General features: G+C 66.5%; 12 protein-coding genes and 2 pseudogenes. 10 read left to right on the plus strand and 4 right to left on the minus strand.

What is annotated here, in order from left to right:
• Positions 1–51: 51 nt before the first annotated feature.
• The 3 genes from moaB to QP164_RS01170 are packed head-to-tail and all read right to left on the minus strand — an operon-like array spanning position 52 to position 3,193.
• Complete coding sequence (moaB, locus tag QP164_RS01160) at positions 52–579, minus strand: molybdenum cofactor biosynthesis protein B (RefSeq protein WP_333921866.1); 528 nt, start codon at positions 577–579, stop codon at positions 52–54.
• A 5-nt stretch (positions 580–584) separates the two neighbouring features.
• The gene (locus QP164_RS01165) at positions 585–2,456 is read right to left on the minus strand and encodes a lytic transglycosylase domain-containing protein (RefSeq protein WP_333921867.1); all 1,872 of its coding nucleotides are present in this window, start codon (positions 2,454–2,456) and stop codon (positions 585–587) included.
• Positions 2,453–3,193 (minus strand): uracil-DNA glycosylase, encoded by a 741-nt coding sequence (locus QP164_RS01170; RefSeq protein ID WP_333921868.1) that lies wholly within the window; start codon positions 3,191–3,193, stop codon positions 2,453–2,455. Before QP164_RS01170 ends, QP164_RS01165 begins: the two co-directional genes overlap by 4 nt.
• Positions 3,194–3,333: 140 nt before the next feature.
• On the opposite strand from QP164_RS01170, the gene QP164_RS01175 reads away from it, so the two are divergent.
• From QP164_RS01175 to QP164_RS01200, 8 genes and pseudogenes are all read left to right on the plus strand, one after another.
• Positions 3,334–4,995 (plus strand): electron transfer flavoprotein-ubiquinone oxidoreductase, encoded by a 1,662-nt coding sequence (locus QP164_RS01175; RefSeq protein ID WP_132739054.1) that lies wholly within the window; start codon positions 3,334–3,336, stop codon positions 4,993–4,995.
• Between the two features lie 208 nt (positions 4,996–5,203).
• A pseudogene (locus tag QP164_RS19675) lies at positions 5,204–5,662 on the plus strand (hypothetical protein); the annotation flags it as partial.
• Between the two features lie 287 nt (positions 5,663–5,949).
• Positions 5,950–6,408, plus strand: coding sequence for a tetratricopeptide repeat protein (locus QP164_RS01180; RefSeq protein WP_333924150.1), 459 nt, complete (start codon positions 5,950–5,952; stop codon positions 6,406–6,408).
• Positions 6,409–7,026: 618 nt separating this feature from the next.
• Positions 7,027–7,509 (plus strand): GHMP family kinase ATP-binding protein, encoded by a 483-nt coding sequence (locus QP164_RS19680; RefSeq protein WP_443027403.1) that lies wholly within the window; start codon positions 7,027–7,029, stop codon positions 7,507–7,509.
• A 23-nt stretch (positions 7,510–7,532) separates the two neighbouring features.
• Positions 7,533–7,694, plus strand: coding sequence for a hypothetical protein (locus QP164_RS19685; protein ID WP_443027404.1), 162 nt, complete (start codon positions 7,533–7,535; stop codon positions 7,692–7,694).
• A 360-nt stretch (positions 7,695–8,054) separates the two neighbouring features.
• Complete coding sequence (gene recA, locus QP164_RS01190; RefSeq protein WP_128455473.1) at positions 8,055–9,128, plus strand: recombinase RecA; 1,074 nt, start codon at positions 8,055–8,057, stop codon at positions 9,126–9,128.
• A 381-nt stretch (positions 9,129–9,509) separates the two neighbouring features.
• On the plus strand, positions 9,510–10,487 hold the full coding sequence (locus QP164_RS01195; RefSeq protein WP_333921869.1) for a class I SAM-dependent methyltransferase: 978 nt from the start codon (positions 9,510–9,512) through the stop codon (positions 10,485–10,487).
• Between the two features lie 16 nt (positions 10,488–10,503).
• A pseudogene (locus tag QP164_RS01200) lies at positions 10,504–11,126 on the plus strand (glutathione S-transferase family protein).
• Between the two features lie 226 nt (positions 11,127–11,352).
• On the opposite strand, the gene QP164_RS01205 reads toward QP164_RS01200, so the two are convergent.
• Entirely contained in the window at positions 11,353–12,690 is a 1,338-nt protein-coding gene (locus QP164_RS01205) for a dicarboxylate/amino acid:cation symporter (protein WP_333921870.1), read from the minus strand.
• Between the two features lie 71 nt (positions 12,691–12,761).
• Here QP164_RS01205 and QP164_RS01210 point away from each other — a divergent pair, with 71 nt between their 5' ends.
• Together QP164_RS01210 and alaS are read left to right on the plus strand one after the other, a co-directional pair.
• Positions 12,762–14,042 (plus strand): M24 family metallopeptidase, encoded by a 1,281-nt coding sequence (locus QP164_RS01210; RefSeq protein ID WP_333921871.1) that lies wholly within the window; start codon positions 12,762–12,764, stop codon positions 14,040–14,042.
• A 333-nt stretch (positions 14,043–14,375) separates the two neighbouring features.
• Positions 14,376–17,027 carry an alanine--tRNA ligase gene (gene alaS, locus QP164_RS01215; protein WP_333921872.1) on the plus strand — a complete coding sequence of 884 codons (2,652 nt, stop codon included), beginning with the start codon at positions 14,376–14,378 and terminating at the stop codon, positions 17,025–17,027.
• Positions 17,028–17,097 lie beyond the last annotated feature (70 nt).

The following is a 17,097-nucleotide window of genomic DNA, read 5'->3' on the forward strand; positions in this document are numbered from 1 at the left end:
GCTCTGTACACGGTACCATGATCTGGCGCGACGTACGGTAGATTGGCGCCTTTAGCGTTCCAGCAACCGCGGCATCAGCTCGACGAAGTTGCAGGGGCGGTGGCGGCTGTCGAGCTGATCGCGCAGGATCCCGTCCCAGCCGTCCTTCACGGCGCCGGTCGAGCCCGGCAGCGCGAAGATATACGTGCCATGCGACACGCAGGCGCACGCGCGCGACTGGACCGTCGACGTGCCGATCGTCTGGTAGCTGAGCATGCGGAAGAGTTCGCCGAAGCCGGGAATCATCTTCTCCGCGACCTGCTCCACGGCCTCGGGCGTCACGTCGCGGCCCGTCACGCCGGTCCCGCCCGTCGTGATGATGCAATCGATCTCGGGATCGCTGATCCAGGCGTGGAGACGCGAGACGATCGTCTCGACATCGTCCTTCTCGATCCGGCGATCGGCGAGCACGTGTCCGGCTTCGGTCAGCCGCGCGACCAGCGTGTCGCCCGAGCGATCCTCTGCCAGCCCACGCGTATCCGACACGGTCAGCACGGCAATCCGCACCGGCAGGAATATGCGGCTCTCGTCGATCGGCATGAAACTCAGTCCGCGCGCGTGACAGTGGTGGATTGCGGGCCGACGCTGGCATTCACCGCGACGGTGGCCTGCAACGGCGCCGTGCTGGCCCGGTATTGCGTATAGGGTCTGGCGGCCATCCGCACCGCGGTCGCACCCGGCAGGCCGGGGAAGCGCGGCCACATGCCTTGCGCCAGTGCATTACGGCTGACCGACGCCTTCTTGCCGCCCTGCGCTTCGTACATCCAGTAGTTGCGCAGCACGGTGGTCACATAGCCGCGCGTTTCCCAGTACGGGATGCTCTCGATGTACATCAGCGGATCGCCGTTATCGTGGACGATCGCGTTCCAGTCGCCGACCGGGCGCGGACCCGCGTTATAGGCCGCGATCACCTTCGGCAGCAGCCCGCCGGTGACGCCCGCCATGTCGCGCAGCCGCTCCAGATGGCGCTGGCCGATATCCATGTTGGTCGACGGCTTGGTCAGCGCCTTCATGTCGATCGAGGTGCCGCGCTCACGCGCGAAATCGGTCGCGGCGGCGGGCATGATCTGCATCAGGCCATACGCGCCGGCCGGGCTCTTCACGGTGTTGCGGAACCGCGATTCCTCGAGCGTGTGCGCGTAGACGAGCGCCTTGTCGATGTGCCAGCCGCTGTCGGGCGTCCAGTTCGGCGTCGGATAGCGCGCCTCGGCAGTCGACGTGACCCCTTGCGGACAATTATGCGCAAGGAAGACGGTCGTCGCCGGCAGGCTGAGCGCTTCCGCCACGCGGACCAGATTGCCGAACTCGCGCGGGTCGCCGATCTTCGCCTGCTGACGGATCACGGTATCGGCCAGATCGGTCTCGCCTACCTCGACCAGCGCCGCGGCGACGCGGACGTTCGGACGCTTGCCGACGACCTTCCAGTCGCTGGCGACGAGACCCCCGACCGACGTGCCCTTGTCCTTCATCGCAAGCTGCTGGCGCGCGAGCTGGCCATAGAAGCTCTCGCTGAACTGCGCCGCCGCCTTGAGGCGACCTTCGATCTTGTCGGGACGCGAGCACACCATGTCGGCACGCGATGCCCAGTACAAAGCCGCCGCACGCAGGTCGACGTCGCCCGCACGCGCGGCGACGCCCTCGAACCCGCTCTCGGCATTCGCGCAATCATTCTGCCGCCACGCCGACAGCGCGTTGACCCAGCGACCCTGGACCGCCCAGTCGCCGACGCCGTCCTGCGCCTTGGTCGCCATGACCCGCGCGTTCACGTCGTCGCCCTGCAGGAAATAGATCCACGCGATCTTCTGCTGCCATTCGGTCAGCGCCTCCGGGGTAAGACCCGGCGTGCTCTCCAACAGCGACTGCGCCTCACGGCCCATGTCCGCCTTGACGTAAGGCTGCATCTTGAGCGCCAGATCGGCGGCGATCATGTCGCCCTTCAGGCTCTTCGCGCGGACGCGACGCGGCGCGCCGTCCTGCCAGATCAGCCGCTGTGCCACCGGCAACGGGGGCAGGCCGACCGCACCGCGCATCGACGCGAGCCGCGCAATCTGCTCGGCCTCGGGCAGCTCGGGCGCTTCGTTGAGCAGCGCCACCAAAGGCTCCATCTCGACCTTGGGCGAGCCCTTCGCCGTATACATCTCGGCGCGCGCGATCGCGTGCAGCGGGCCGGGCTTCATCGTGTCGAGCTGGATCTGCGCGTCGGTCCACTTGCCGTCGCGGATCGCCGCGAACACCGTCTTGTACGCCTCGCGCTGGCCCGCATCGAGCTGGTCAGGAATCTGCTCCAGCGTCGGTGCGCCGACCAACTGCGTCGTCCCGAGCCGGGCATCGCCGCTAGGCTCGCCGGCTACGGTCGCTGCCAGAGCTGGGAAGGGAAGGGCGCTCAGCCCGAGAACGATAGCTAGAGTCCGGATCATCTCACACCCTCTTGCGTCTGTCCGCGCATCAGCATCTGCAAATCCTTCCACGCCTCGGCCTTGGCCGCCGGCTTCTCGATCAGGAACCGCGGATGAAAGCTCGCGACTACGCTCGTTTCTCCGGTCTTATGGTTAAATCCGTGTAAACGCCCGCGCGCCGCCTGTAATTCCGTCCCGAGGATCGCACGGCTCGCCGCATTGCCCAGTAGAAGCAACTGCTTGGGGGCGACCAGGCCGATGTGATGCTTGGCGATTTCCGCGAGCCGCTCCTCGACCTCGCTCTGGATCCGCCCCGCGGTCGGTCGCTTCGCGCAGACCGCCGCAAGGTGCACTTCGTCACGCGTCAGACCAATCGCGCCAAGCATCTTGTCGAGCAACCGTCCCGACGCGCCGCTCAGCAGGGCACCCGAATCGCCGTCGTCGCGGTCCGGGCAATCGACAAGCACCATGACCGTAGCGTCAGCCGGGCCCACGGCCGAAAGCGAAACCCCGCTCCAGTCCGCCTCGGGAACCTCCGCACCGCTTCGCCAGTTGAGGAAATCGGCCAGCAAATGCGGCATCGCAGACGGTGCCACGGCCGGTGCGGCAGGCGCCACGGCGGGCACGACAAGCGGTTCAGGCGCCGCAAACCAGTCGCGCGGCGCGTCGTCGACGAGCGTGTCGACACCAGCCTCGTGCCACCAGTCGAGCGCACTCGCCGCAGCATTTCGCCAGTCGATGGTTTGGTCCGCCCCCACGCGGTAACCTATGCTGCACGGTTGACGTGGCGGTCAACTCGCGCAATCGCCATATTGGATAAGACGGTGCCGGCCCGAGCCCGAACGAAGGGCAGGGGCGGATAGACTGGGCTAGAGGGGACATCCCCCGGGAGACGATGATGACGACACGTGAATCGATGCCCTATGATGTGGTGATCGTCGGCGCAGGTCCGGCGGGGCTTTCGGCAGCGATCCGTCTCAAACAATTGGCGGCCGAGAAGGACGCCGAGATCAGCGTCTGCGTGCTCGAAAAGGGCTCCGAAGTCGGCGCGCATATCCTGTCCGGCGCGGTCATCGATCCCAAGAGCCTCGACGAGCTGCTGCCGACCTGGCGCGAGGACGGCTGTCCGCTCGCCGAGGTCCCGGTCACCGAGAACCATCACTGGATCCTCAGCAAGACGAAGAAGAGCGAGATGCCGCACTTCGTCACGCCGTCGTTCCTGCACAACAAGGGCACGTACACCGGCTCGCTCGGCAACCTCTGCCGCTGGCTCGCGGGCAAGGCGGAGGAACTCGGCGTCGAGATCTTCCCAGGCTTCGCCGCCGCCGAAATCCTGTTCAACGACGACGGCTCGGTGAAGGGCGTCGCGACCGGGGACATGGGCGTCGCGCGCGACGGCACGCACAAGGGCGACTACACCCCGGGTCTCGAACTCCACGCCAAATACACCTTCTTCTCCGAAGGTTGCCGCGGTCACCTCACCAAGGAGCTGATCCGGACGTTCGCGCTCGACAAGGACAGCGATCCGCAGGTCTACGGCCTCGGCATCAAGGAATTGTGGGACATCGATCCCGAACTTCATGTCCCCGGTCGCGTCATCCACACGCAGGGCTGGCCGCTGTCCGAAACCGAAGGCTCGAACGGCGGCGGCTGGATCTATCACCAGGCGAACGGCCAAGTCTCGATCGGCTTCGTCACGTGGCTCAACTACACCAACCCGCATCTCTCGCCGTTCCACGAGATGCAGCGCTGGAAGACGCACCCCGAGATCGCCGCGCTGCTGAAGGGCGCCAAGCGCGTCAGCTACGGCGCACGCGCGATCAGCGACGGCGGTTTGCAGTCGATCCCCAAGCTGGTCATGCCTGGCGCAGCGCTGATCGGCGACAGCGCCGGTTTCCTCAACGTGCCGCGGATCAAGGGTACGCATACCGCGATGAAGTCCGGCATGATGGCCGCCGAAGCTGCTGTCGAGGCGATCGTCTCGCAGCGCGGCCATGACGAACTCGCCGCCTATCCCGAGGCGTTCGAGAAGTCGTGGGTCAAGAAGGAGCTGTCGGTCGTCCGCAACGTCGTGCCGCTGGTCAAGAAGTTCGGCGACCTGATCGGTTCGGGCCTTGCCGGCATCACGATGTGGCTCGAGCATCTAGGGATCAAGGTCCCCTTCACGATGCACCATCATCCCGACCATGAGAGCCTGTGGCGCAAGGACCTCGTCAAGCCGATCGCCTATCCGAAGGCGGATGGCGTCCTGACGTTCGACCGCCTCTCGTCGGTGTTCATCTCGAACACCAACCACGAGGAGGACCAGCCGGTCCACCTGACGCTCAAGGACCCGGCGGTACCGATTACGTACAACCTGCCGATGTATGACGAGCCAGCGCAACGCTATTGCCCGGCCGGCGTTTACGAGGTGGTGGGCGTCGAAGAGGGCGATCCCAAGTTCGTCATCAACGCGCAGAACTGCGTCCACTGCAAGACCTGCGACATCAAGGACCCCACCCAGAACATCAACTGGGTCGTACCCGAGGGCGGCGGAGGCCCCAATTATCCCAACATGTAAGCCCGTATTCTTCGCACTCGGTCTCGTCCTGGCAGCGCCTGCCACGGCCGGGACCGGTGATCTCTCCGCCTATCTGAAGGCCCGCGCCGCCGACGCCGCGGGCAGGCCGGACCTCGCCGCCGCCAGCTATGCCAAGGTGCTGGCGGCATCGCCCGACGATCCCATCGTCGCGATCCGCGCCTACCGCGAGGCGCTGGAGGCCGGCAACATGCCGCTCGCGACGCGCGCCGCCGCGGTGCTAGGCAAGGCCGGCGTAGCCCCCGCCGACGCCGCGCTTCTCCCGCTCGCCGATGCCGCGCGACAGGGCGACACCAAGGCCGCGAGCGCCGCCATCGCCACGCTCGCCACCGGTCCTCTCGTGGTGCTCGCGCCCTCGCTCTACGCCTGGGTCGCGCACGCCGAGGGTCGCGACCCCGAACCGTCGCTCGCCACCGCCGCGAAGGACCCCGTCGCCAACCGCTTCGCCACCGAAACGCGCGTGCTGATCGCCGCGGCGCCGGCCAAGCAACCGCTCGCGATCGGCGTGTCGCGCCTGCTTGCTCGCCTCGCCAGCGACCTCGCCGCGGGCGAACCCTCGCCGCTGTCGATCGCGCTGACGCAGGCCGCGCTGCGCGCCGACCCCCGCTATGACGGCGCGCGCATCCTCCTCGCCGACGCACTCGCCCGCAACAAGGTCGTCGACCGCGCGCTCGCGGTCCTCGACGAGATCGACCCGAAGGGCCCGTCCGCCGGGGCCGCCGCCGCCGAGCGCATCGACATCCTGTCGAACGCCGATCGCGACGGCGAAGCGCTCGCTGCAGCCAAGAATCGCGCCGACCAAAAGGGCGCGGATGCCGCCGACTGGCAACGCTATGCGGACTTGCTGCTGACCACCGGCAACCCCGCCGAAGCCGCCACCTGGTATCAGCGCATTATCGCCGCCGACGGTGACAAGGGCGGCACCTGGGGGCTTGGCTGCAATATGGTGGTGCGCTCGACCAAGCCGGCCGCTGGCCCGAAGCGCGCGACGCTTTGGAAAAAGCTGTCGCCCGCGGCTCTGCGCAACCGCTCGCGCTCAACTATCTGGGGTTCGCGCAAGTCGAGCACGGCGACGACATCCCCGCCTCGATCCGGTTGCTCGAACGCGCCACCCGCCTCGACCCGACCAACGCCTCGATCACCGACTCGCTGGGCTGGGCCTATCACCTCTCGGGCAACACCGCGCGCGCGCTCCCGCTGCTCGAAACCGCCGCGCAGGCCGAACCCACCAACGCCGAAATATCCGATCACCTAGGCGACGCGTACTGGAGCACAGGCCGAAACTACGAAGCCCGCTACGCCTGGCGCGCGGCGCTCCTCACCGCCGAACCCGCCGATACCGCACGCATAACCGCAAAGATCGCCAACGGCCTTCCGGTCAACGCTCGCCGCTAAATTCCTGCCCCACCGGGGAAGGGGAAGGGCCCCACACTACCAAAAACGTCACCCCAGCGAAAGCTGGGGTATCCCACGAGGCACGCGACGCTCGCCAAACCACGAGATCCCAGCCTGCGCTGGGATGACGGTCTTTGATCGGCTGAACTGCCTCGAAAGCCAACCACAAAACCACCCCAAAAAGCCGTCCCCCCTTCCCCGGTCCCGTCGCCCCAGCGAAAGCTGGGGTATCCCAAGAGGCACGCGCCGCCTGCCAAACCACGATATCCCGGCCTCCGCTGGGATGACGGATGTTTTGTGGCTAAGCCGATGCACAACGCCGGACACCGGCCAAGTCCGCCCAAAACCTCGAGACCCCGCAATGCCCGCCATAACCGAATCCGCGCCCGCCAAGATCAATCTGGCCCTCCACGTCCGCCGCCGCCGCGCCGACGGCTATCACGACCTCGAAACCCTCTTCGCCTTCGCCACCGACGGCGACCTGATCACGGTAGAAGCCGCCCAAACCAATAGCTTCACCATAACTGGCCCCTTCGCCGTCGCACTCCTCCCAACCCCCAACACCCCCCGGCGAAGGCCGGGGCCCAATTGGGAACGGACAGTGAAGACGCGCACGGCTTGCCCAACGCCACCCAAGGCAGCGCCCCTTGGAACGGCAATCTCGTAACCGCTGCCGCAGACGCCTTCACCACCGCATTCGCTCCGAACACCCACCACGCCATAACTCTCGAAAAGCACCTCCCGATCGCCTCGGGCATAGGCGGAGGATCAGCCGACGCCGCGGCCACCCTCCGAGCGCTAGCCCGACTCCACGGCGTCCCGTCAACCGACCCTCGCCTTCACGACATCGCCGCAAAGCTCGGCGCAGACGTCCCCGCCTGCCTCGCCAACCGCACCACGCTCGGCACCGGCAAGGGCGACACGCTTACCGAGATCGAAGGTCTCGTCGGCACGCCACTGCTCCTCGTGAACCCCGGCGTCGCCGTCTCCACCGCCGCTGTCTTCAAAACCTGGGACGGCAAGGACCGAGGCCCGATCCCCGAAGGTGACCTCCTCGCTCGCGCCCTCGAAGGCCGCAACGACCTCGAGCCCCCGCGCTAGCGCTCGCCCCCGAAATCGCGGAAGTGCGCACCCTTCTCGACACAGCGCACGGCGTCCTCCTGTCCAGAATGTCCGGCTCGGGCGCCACCTGCTTCGCCCTGTTCGAAACCCTTGAGGCCAGAGACGACGCCGCCACCGCCGCCCAAGCCCGCGGTTGGTGGACCCTCGCAACGACGCTCGCCTGATCAAATGCGAGCCCGAATAAGCCCACCCTCGTAAGAAAGACTGACCGAATTTCGATCAAAGATCGCCGCCCCCACCCCGTCATTCCCGCGAAGGCGGGAACCCATACTGGTTGGCGTCGCAATAGGATCGCTGGCCCTTCAGGCTATGGATCCACGCCTGCGCGAGGATGATGACCGATCATATATTAAGGCGGCCGATTTCGTGGCGCCGTGCCCAGCGCATCCGTGACCACGACCAAGCTCTAAATCTTTTCGCCGCCAACCCACTGTTCCCTACTTGTTCCGTAAGAACAAAGAGAATACATGGTGTTTGACGCGTTGAATGGCACGCGCGCTTGCTTTAGCGATGGGAGCTCATCAATGGCCGCTAATCTGAAAGTGATCGACACCGGCATGGCAACCGCAACCAACGACCGGCAGAAGGCGCTCGACGCCGCGCTCGCGCAGATCGACCGCGCCTTCGGCAAGGGCTCGGCGATGCGCCTGGGCTCCAAGGAAACCATGCAGGTCGAGGTCATCTCGACCGGCTCGCTCGGTCTCGACATCGCGCTCGGCGTCGGCGGCCTGCCGCGCGGCCGCGTGATCGAGATTTACGGTCCGGAAAGCTCGGGCAAGACCACGCTCGCGCTCCACGTGATCGCCGAAGCGCAGAAGGGCGGCGGCACCGCGGCGTTCGTCGATGCCGAGCACGCGCTCGACCCGGTCTACGCCAAGAAGCTCGGCGTCAACATCGACGAGTTGATCGTGTCGCAGCCCGACACCGGCGAGCAGGCGCTCGAGATCGTCGACACGCTGGTCCGCTCGAATGCGATCGACGTGCTCGTGGTCGACTCGGTCGCAGCCCTCGTGCCGCGTGCCGAAATCGAAGGCGAGATGGGCGACAGCCATGTCGGCCTCCAGGCGCGTCTCATGTCGCAGTCGCTACGCAAGCTCACCGGCTCGATCAGCCGCTCGCGCTGCATGGTGATCTTCATCAACCAGCTCCGCATGAAGATCGGGGTCATGTACGGCAACCCCGAGACGACGACCGGCGGCAACGCGCTGAAGTTCTACGCCTCGGTCCGCCTCGACATCCGCCGCATCGGTGCGATCAAGGCCGGCGAAGAGGTCACCGGCAACCAGACGCGCGTCAAGGTCGTCAAGAACAAGGTCGCCCCGCCGTTTAAGCAGGTCGAGTTCGACATCATGTACGGGCAGGGCGTCTCGAAGCTCGGCGAGATCCTCGATCTCGGCGTGAAGGCGGGCTTGGTCGAAAAGTCCGGCGCCTGGTTCAGCTACGACAGCGTCCGTCTTGGCCAGGGTCGCGAGAACTCGAAGACCTTCCTCAAGGACAACCCCGAAACCGCCGACCGCCTCGAAAAGCAGATCCGCGCGCGCACCGACAAGGTCGCCGAGGAAATGATGGCCGGCCCCGACGCCGAAGACGACGCATAAACCACTTAACCTCTCTCCCTAAGGGGAGAGGGAGGGGCCCATTGCCTTCGCAATGGGAGGGTGAGGGCACACGGTTGGTCGTGCAGGGAGCGTGGCGGCGTCGGGCTTGCATCGGCGTCAGCCTCGGCTTTGCGCCGGCGAGAATCTCTACATAGGCATCGCACCGCACCGCACCGCACCGCCCCAACACACCACCCCGGCGAAGGCCGGGGCCCAGTTGGAAAGGTGGTAATAACGAAGCGCGATCTTTCGTTACGACGGTTCCTCAACTGGGCCCCGGCCTCCGCCGGGGTGGCGGCTTCTACCGGACGGCATCACCCCCTTATTCTCCCGCGAAGGCGGGAGCCCAGTCTGGATCCCCGCCTTCGCGGGGAAACAAGGATGCAGACGGGCGCACAAAGCAACGCAACGACCCCGGCGACACCTCCAATTACCCCAACGCCAAACCCACGCGAGCATCTATACTTCCTATACTTCACTCTAAACCGCCGCCCCCGATCAAACCATGAGGCACCACAACCCATGACCACAGCCTATGACTGGACCGGCAGAATAGGCGACGTCTGGGCCGAAGAATGGCGACGAACCGACCGCAGCTTCACCAACCTGACCCCACATTTGAACGCAGCGATCCTCGCCGCCGCCACCCCCCAAACCCGCAAGATCATCGACATAGGCTGCGGCGCCGGCGCGACCTCACTCGCCACCGCGCCAGCCCTCCCGAACGCGACCGTAACCGGCATCGATCTCTCGCCAACCCTGATCGAGATCGCGAGACACCGCAGCGAAACCCAGGCCAACGCCAGCTTCGAATGTGCCGACATCACCGTTGCCGCCCCGAACCACGCCCCGACAGACCTCTACGTCTCGCGCCACGGCGTCATGTTCTTCGCCGACCCCATCGCCGCCTTCACCATATTGGCCGAAGCCGCCGCCCCCGACGCCGGGCTCGTCTTTTCCTGCTTTGCGGAACGCGCCGTAAACCGCTGGGCCACTGAAATCGTCACCGCAACCGGCGGCGATGCTCACTCCCCGACGTCGACCACGCCGGGCCCGTTCGCCTTCGCCGATCCGAGCCATGTCGCCACGATCCTAGAGGAATCAGGCTGGCATGCCGCCACGCCGCAGCGGATCGCCTTCTCTTACCGAGCAGGCGAGGGCACCGATCCCGTAGCCGACGCCGTCGACTATTTCTGCCGTATCGGCCCTGCGGCCTCCGCAATCCGCGACGCTGCTCCAGGGGAACGCGAGCGCCACATCGCGCGTCTCACCCAGGTCTGCGAACGGTATTGCGACGGCGACACGGTGGAATTCCCCGCCGCCGCCTGGATCTGGACCGCGCGCAAATCGGCGAATTGAAACCAGGGGGCCCAGCATGATCATCGTCCACCACCTCGAAAACTCGCGATCGCAGCGGATCCTCTGGATGCTCGAGGAACTCGGTCTCCCCTACGAGATCAAGCGCTACGAGCGGAACAAGGCAACGATGCTCGCGCCGCCCGAACTCAAGAAGGTCCACTCGCTCGGCAAGTCGCCGGTCATCGAGGATGACGGTCAGGTGGTCGCCGAAACGGGCGCGATCGTCGAATATCTCGTCGACAAAGCGGACGGCAAGCTCGGCGCCCCTGCCAACCGCGCCGACGCGCTGCGCTACCGCTTCTGGCTCCACTATGCGGAAGGCTCGATGATGCCGCCGCTGTTGCTGAAGCTCGTGCTCGCGCGCATTCCGATCATGGGCAAGGTCGCGGTCAAGAAGATCCAGCCGATGATCGACGTTCACCTCGACTATGTCGAATCCGAACTGTCGCAACGTCCCTGGTTCGCCGGCGCCGAGATGACCGCCGCCGACATCATGATGAGCTTTCCCTTGGAAGCCGCCCGCAGCCGCGGTGGCCTCAATGGGTCCCGCCCCGCTACGATCGCCTGGCTCGCCAAGGTCCACGCGCGGCCGGCGTATCAGGCTGGGCTCAAAAGGGCGGGCCCTACGCCTACGCGTGAGTAGCGCAAGTAGGGAACCAAAGCGGGGCCAAGAAGACGACCTCTTCCCAAACACCACCCCGGCGAAGGCCGGGGCCCAGGCGGAAAGGTCGAAATAACGAGGCGCTACGGTGATCACCGGCGTGTCCCAACTGGACCTCGGCCTTCGTTGGGGAGGTGCTTCTTTATTAAACCGCCAGCGTGGAAGGGCATCCTTGAGACGTCGTCAGCTCAACGCCGTCCAACCTCAAACCTGCCCCGGTCCGATCTTCTCGTAACTATCCACGACGACCTTCGGCCCATGCCCGCTAGGCGCATGCGGAAAGTCCCGGTCCGCCGGTTCCCGCTCATCAAGCCCGCCCTCCCACTTCGCCACCACGGTCGCCGCCACCGCATTGCCGATCACGTTGGTCGCCGAGCGCCCCATGTCGAGGAAATGATCCACCGCCAGGATCAGCAGGATCCCGGCCTCCGGAATCTTGAACATCGACAACGTCCCCGCGATCACCACCAGCGACGCGCGCGGCACGCCGGCGATGCCCTTCGACGTCACCATCAGCACCAGCAGCATCGCGATCTGCTGCCCGATCGGCATGTGGATGCCATACGCCTGCGCGATGAACAGCGACGCGAACGTCATGTACATCATCGACCCGTCGAGATTGAACGAATAGCCCAGCGGCAGCACGAAGCTCGCGATCCGCGGCGGCACGCCGAACCGGTCGAGCGCTTCTAGCGTCCGTGGATACGCCGCCTCCGACGACGCCGCCGAGAACGCCAGGATCAACGGATCGCGGATATACCGTACCAGCAACCGCGTCCGCGGCCCGATCAGCAGGAACGCGATCCCGATCAGCATCGCCCACAGCAACGCGAGGCCGATATAGAAGGTCAGCATGAAATAGCCGAGCTGGCCGAGAATGGTCGGCCCCCGCTCGGCAAGCGTCGCGGTCACCGCCGCGAACACCGCGAACGGCGCGAACCGCATCACGTAGTTAGTGATCTGGAGCATCACCGCGACCAGCGCTTCGATCGCCTTGACCAGCGGCGCGGCCTTCTCGCCGACCGCGGTGATCGCGACGCCCACGAACACCGAGAACACGACGATCTGGAGGATCTCGTTGCCCGCCATCGCCGCGATCATCGAATCGGGGACGATATGCGTGATGAACTTGGCGAGATCGAACGCAGCGCGGTCGACGCCGCTCGAAGCGGTGGCGGGCGGTATCGCGAGCGCGAGGCCGACACCAGGCTGCAACACGTTGACGAGGATCAGGCCCAAAGTAAGCGACAACAGGCTCGCGCAGATGAACCATCCGAGACTACGCAATCCGACCCGCCCGAGCGCACCGGTATCGCCCATATGCGCGATGCCCACGACCAGCGTCGAGAACACCAGCGGCGCGATGATCATCTTGATCAGCCGCAGGAACAGCGACGTCACGATCGAGAAATAGCCCGCGATGTCCTTCAGCCGTTCGGCGGACTGGGCCGTGCCGTTGTCGATCGACGCGTTCAGGATCCAGCCGACGACCATCCCCGCGACGAGGCCGAACAAGATGTAATAGGTTAGCCGCTTGGCCATTAATCGCTCCCGAGAAGTGCGGACAGGGAAGGGGATTGCGGCGCCCGGGTCAAGGACCCTATCGTCCGGCGATGTCGACCGCACGCCACAAGCCCGCCTTCAGCCCCTCGCGCCGCGACCTGCTGAGCCTCGCCCTCGCGGCGCCATTGCTGTCGACCAGCGCGATCCTCCGCGCCGCCGAACCGGACCTGTCGGCGCTGTCCGACATCACCGGCGCGACCAGACCGATCGACGCCACCGAACGCGCCGCGCGGCTGGTCCGTGCGCAATCGCTGATGAAGGCGGCTGGCATCGGCGCGGTGCTGATCGAGCCGGGATCGTCGATGATCTACTTCACCGGAGTCCGCTGGCACACGAGCGAGCGGCTGACGCTGGCGATCCTCCCGGTCGAGGGCGAGCCGTGCATCGTCACGCCGTTCTTCGAGGAACCTTCGGTGCGCGAGACGCTCGCCGTCCCCGCCGAGGTCCGCGTGTGGCAGGAGGACGAGAACCCGCTCGCCGTGGTCGCCGGCTTCCTGCGCGACCGCAAGCTCGCCGCGCGGCCGATCGGCCTGGAGGCGGAGGTGCGCTACTTTGCCTATGCCGGGCTCGCGCGGGTCCTGCCTGACGCCAAGATCGTCTCCGCCGACCCGGTCGTTCGCGCCTGCCGGATGATCAAGACCCCCGCCGAGATCGCGCTGATGCAGGCGGCGACCGAGGTTACGCTGGCCGCGTATCGGTGGACGAAGCCGCGCGTCGAGAAGGGCATGACCGGCCCCGAGATCGGCGCGCTCATGAACGCCGCGACCAAGAAACTGGGCGGCGCGCCCGAGTTCGCGCTCGCGCTGATCGGCGAGGCGTCGGCCTATCCGCACGGCAGCCGCGAGATCCACCGCGTCGCCGAAGGCCAGGTCGTGCTCATGGACTGCGGTTGCACGGTGCAGGGCTATCAGTCCGACATCTCGCGCACCTGGGTCCACGGCACCGCAACCGCCGACCTGCGCAAGACGTGGGACCAGGTCGCCCGCGGACAGCAGATCGCGTTCGCCGCCGCGAAGATCGGCGCACCCGCCGGCAGCATCGACGATGCGGTCCGGCGGCATTATGAAACGCTCGGCTACGGCCCGGGGTACAAGCTTCCCGGCCTGTCGCATCGCACCGGCCACGGCATCGGCATGGACGGCCACGAACCCGTCAACCTCGTCCGCGGCGAGACCACCAGGCTGGCCGCGGGGATGTGTTTCTCCGACGAGCCGGGCATCTACATTCCCGGCAGATACGGCGTGCGGATCGAGGATTGCTTCCACATGACCGACGCCGGCCCGAAATGGTTTAGCGAGCCGCCCAAGTTGCTGGATGCGCCATTGGGGTAGTGGACGCCCAACGAATGCCCCCACCCCCCCCAACACCACCACCCCGGCGAAGGCCGGGGCCCAATTGGGGAACGGCGATAACGAAGCGCTGCTTTCCATTATTTCCACCTCTCCAATTGGGCCCCGGCCTTCGCCGGGGTGGTGCATCGGGGCAAACGGCGGCTCTCAACGAACCGCAGCACCCGCCTCCTTGTTCTCGCGCGAAGGCGGGAGCCCAGTCTGAATCCCCGCCTTCGCGGGGAAACAAGCTATCTTCGTTTCAATGCGATACGTGCGAGGGGAGCGCCACACCTCCACTTGAGCGAACCGCCCCGCTCGCCTAAGTCCCCGCGCATGACATCGACGAACGACATCCGCCGCGGCTTCCTCGACTATTTCGGATCGCAGGGGCACCAGATCGTGCCCTCCGCACCGCTCGTGCCGCAGAACGACCCGACGCTGATGTTCGTCAACGCCGGGATGGTGCCGTTCAAGAACGTCTTCACCGGCCTCGAATCGCGCCCCTACACCACCGCGACCTCGTCGCAGAAATGCGTCCGCGCCGGCGGCAAGCACAATGATCTCGACAATGTCGGCTACACCGCGCGCCACCACACCTTCTTCGAAATGCTCGGCAATTTCTCGTTCGGCGATTATTTCAAAGAACAGGCGATCGTCCACGCCTGGACGCTGCTCACGCGCGAATGGGGCCTCTCGCCCGATAAACTGACCGCCACCGTCTACCACACCGACGACGAGGCGTTCGACCTCTGGAAGAAGATCGCCGGCCTTCCTGATCACCGCATCATCCGCATCCCGACCAAGGACAATTTCTGGTCGATGGGCGATAACGGGCCGTGCGGGCCGTGCTCGGAAATCTTCTATGACCACGGCGACCATATCTTTGGCGGTCCTCCAGGCTCCCCCGACGAGGACGGCGACCGCTTCGTCGAGATCTGGAACCTCGTGTTCATGCAATACGAGCAGGAGAATGCCGAGATCGTCGGCAACCTCCCCAAGCCCTCGATCGACACCGGCATGGGGCTCGAGCGCATCGCCGCGGTCATGCAGGGCGTCACCGACAATTACGACACCGACACGTTCAAGGCGCTGATCGCAGCCTCGGGCGCGCTGACGCACACCGCGACCGACGGCGCCAACACCGCCAGCCACCGCGTGATCGCCGATCACCTGCGCACCGCGGGCTTCCTGATCGCGGACGGCGTGCTGCCCGCGAGCGAGGGCCGCGGCTATGTCCTGCGCCGGATCATGCGCCGCGCGATGCGCCACGCGCACATCCTCGGCGCCAAGCAGCCGTTGATGCACCGGCTGGTCCCCGCGCTCGTCACCGAGATGGGCGCCGCCTATCCCGAGCTGTCGCGGGCGCGTCCGCTGATCGAAGCGACGTTGCAGCAGGAGGAGACGCGCTTCCGCCAGACGCTCGACAAGGGGCTGAAGCTGCTCGACGAAGCGACCACCGGGATGACCGACGGCACGCTGGCCGGCGACGTCGCGTTCAAGCTCTACGACACCTACGGCTTCCCGTACGACCTGACTGAGGACGCGTTGCGCGAACGCAACATCGCGGTCGACCGCGAAGGTTTCGACACCGCGATGGCCGAGCAGAAGCGCGCCGCCCGCGCCGCCTGGAAGGGCTCGGGCGCGAAGGCTTCGGACGACGTCTGGTTCGACATCGTCGAGCAGACCGGCGGCACCGAATTCCTCGGCTACGCATCCGATACGGGCGAGGGCGAAGTCGTCGCGCTGGTCAAGGACGGCGCGCGCGTCGACCACGCCATCACCGGCGATACGGTGTCGATCGTCGTCAACCAGACGCCGTTCTACGGCGAGAGCGGCGGCCAGGTCGGCGACGCGGGCCACATTTCCAACGATACCGGTCTGCGCGCGAACGTCACCGAGACCTCGAAGCAGCTCGGCCGCGTGTTCGTCCACCACGCGATCGTCGACGCGGGCGAGATCAAGGTCGGCGACCCGGTCAAGCTCCAGATCGACGTCGCCCGCCGCGCGCAGATCCGCGCCAACCACTCCGCGACGCACCTCCTGCACGAGGCCTTGCGCGAACGCCTCGGCACGCACGTCGCGCAGAAGGGGAGCCTCGTCGCGCCCGATCGCCTGCGGTTCGATTTCTCGCAGCCGGTCGCGATGACTCCCGCCGATATCGCGCAGGTCGAGGCCGACGTGAATGCGCAGGTCCGCGGCAACGGCGCGGTGACGACGCTGCTGATGACCCCCGACGACGCGATCGCGATGGGCGCGATGGCGCTGTTCGGCGAGAAATACGGCGACGAGGTTCGCGTCGTGTCGATGGGCTCGACCGAGGACGGCACCTACTCGATCGAGCTGTGCGGCGGCACGCACGTCACCGCGCTCGGCGACATCGGCCTGTTCAAGGTCGTCGGCGAAGGCGCGGTCTCCAGCGGCATCCGCCGTGTCGAAGCGCTCACCGGCGAAGCGGCGCGTGCATATCTGACCAGCCGTGACGACCGCCTGCGCGAGGCAGCCGCCGTCCTGAAGTCGACACCTGACGAGGTCCCGGCACGCGTAGCATCGCTGCTCGAAGACCGCCGCCGCCTCGAACGCGAACTCGCCGACGCGAAGAAGGCGCTGGCGCTCGGCGGCGGTGGCTCGGGCGAAGCGGCTGGCCCCGAACAGGTCGGCGGCGTCGCGTTCATCGGCCAGGTGCTCAACGACTTCGAAGCCAAGGGCCTGCGCGGCGCGGTCGACGAAGCCAAGCAGCGCTTGGGTTCCGGCATCGCGGTAATGGTCGCGATCAACGACGGCCGCGCTTCGGTCGCGGTCGGTGTGACGGGGGACCTTGTTGCCAGCCACAACGCGGTCGACCTGCTCAAGATCGCGGTGGCAACGCTCGGCGGGCAGGGCGGTGGCGGCCGTCCCGACATGGCGCAGGGCGGTGGTCCCGATGGCGACAAGGCTGCGGACGCCGTCGCGGCGGTGCGCGCAAAACTGGAGGCGGCCAGCGCTTGAAGCTCGCCGCCGTCGTACGCTAACCCCCAGCAGTGTTCCCCCGCGGACGCCGGGGCCCAGCTAAGTACCG

The sequence above is a fragment of the Sphingomonas sp. LR59 genome (assembly GCF_036855945.1).
GTDB lineage: Bacteria > Pseudomonadota > Alphaproteobacteria > Sphingomonadales > Sphingomonadaceae > Sphingomonas.

Excerpts from the sequence above, each read along its gene's own strand:
- QP164_RS01175 (WP_132739054.1), top strand. The coding sequence starts at position 3,334 with ATGACGACACGTGAATCGATGCCCTATGATGTGGTGATCGTCGGCGCA.
- QP164_RS01205 (WP_333921870.1), bottom strand. The coding sequence starts at position 12,690 with ATGGCCAAGCGGCTAACCTATTACATCTTGTTCGGCCTCGTCGCGGGG.
- QP164_RS01165 (WP_333921867.1), bottom strand. The coding sequence starts at position 2,456 with ATGATCCGGACTCTAGCTATCGTTCTCGGGCTGAGCGCCCTTCCCTTC.
- alaS (WP_333921872.1), top strand. The coding sequence starts at position 14,376 with ATGACATCGACGAACGACATCCGCCGCGGCTTCCTCGACTATTTCGGA.
- moaB (WP_333921866.1), bottom strand. The coding sequence starts at position 579 with ATGCCGATCGACGAGAGCCGCATATTCCTGCCGGTGCGGATTGCCGTG.
- recA (WP_128455473.1), top strand. The coding sequence starts at position 8,055 with ATGGCCGCTAATCTGAAAGTGATCGACACCGGCATGGCAACCGCAACC.
- QP164_RS01195 (WP_333921869.1), top strand. The coding sequence starts at position 9,510 with ATGCAGACGGGCGCACAAAGCAACGCAACGACCCCGGCGACACCTCCA.
- QP164_RS01210 (WP_333921871.1), top strand. The coding sequence starts at position 12,762 with ATGTCGACCGCACGCCACAAGCCCGCCTTCAGCCCCTCGCGCCGCGAC.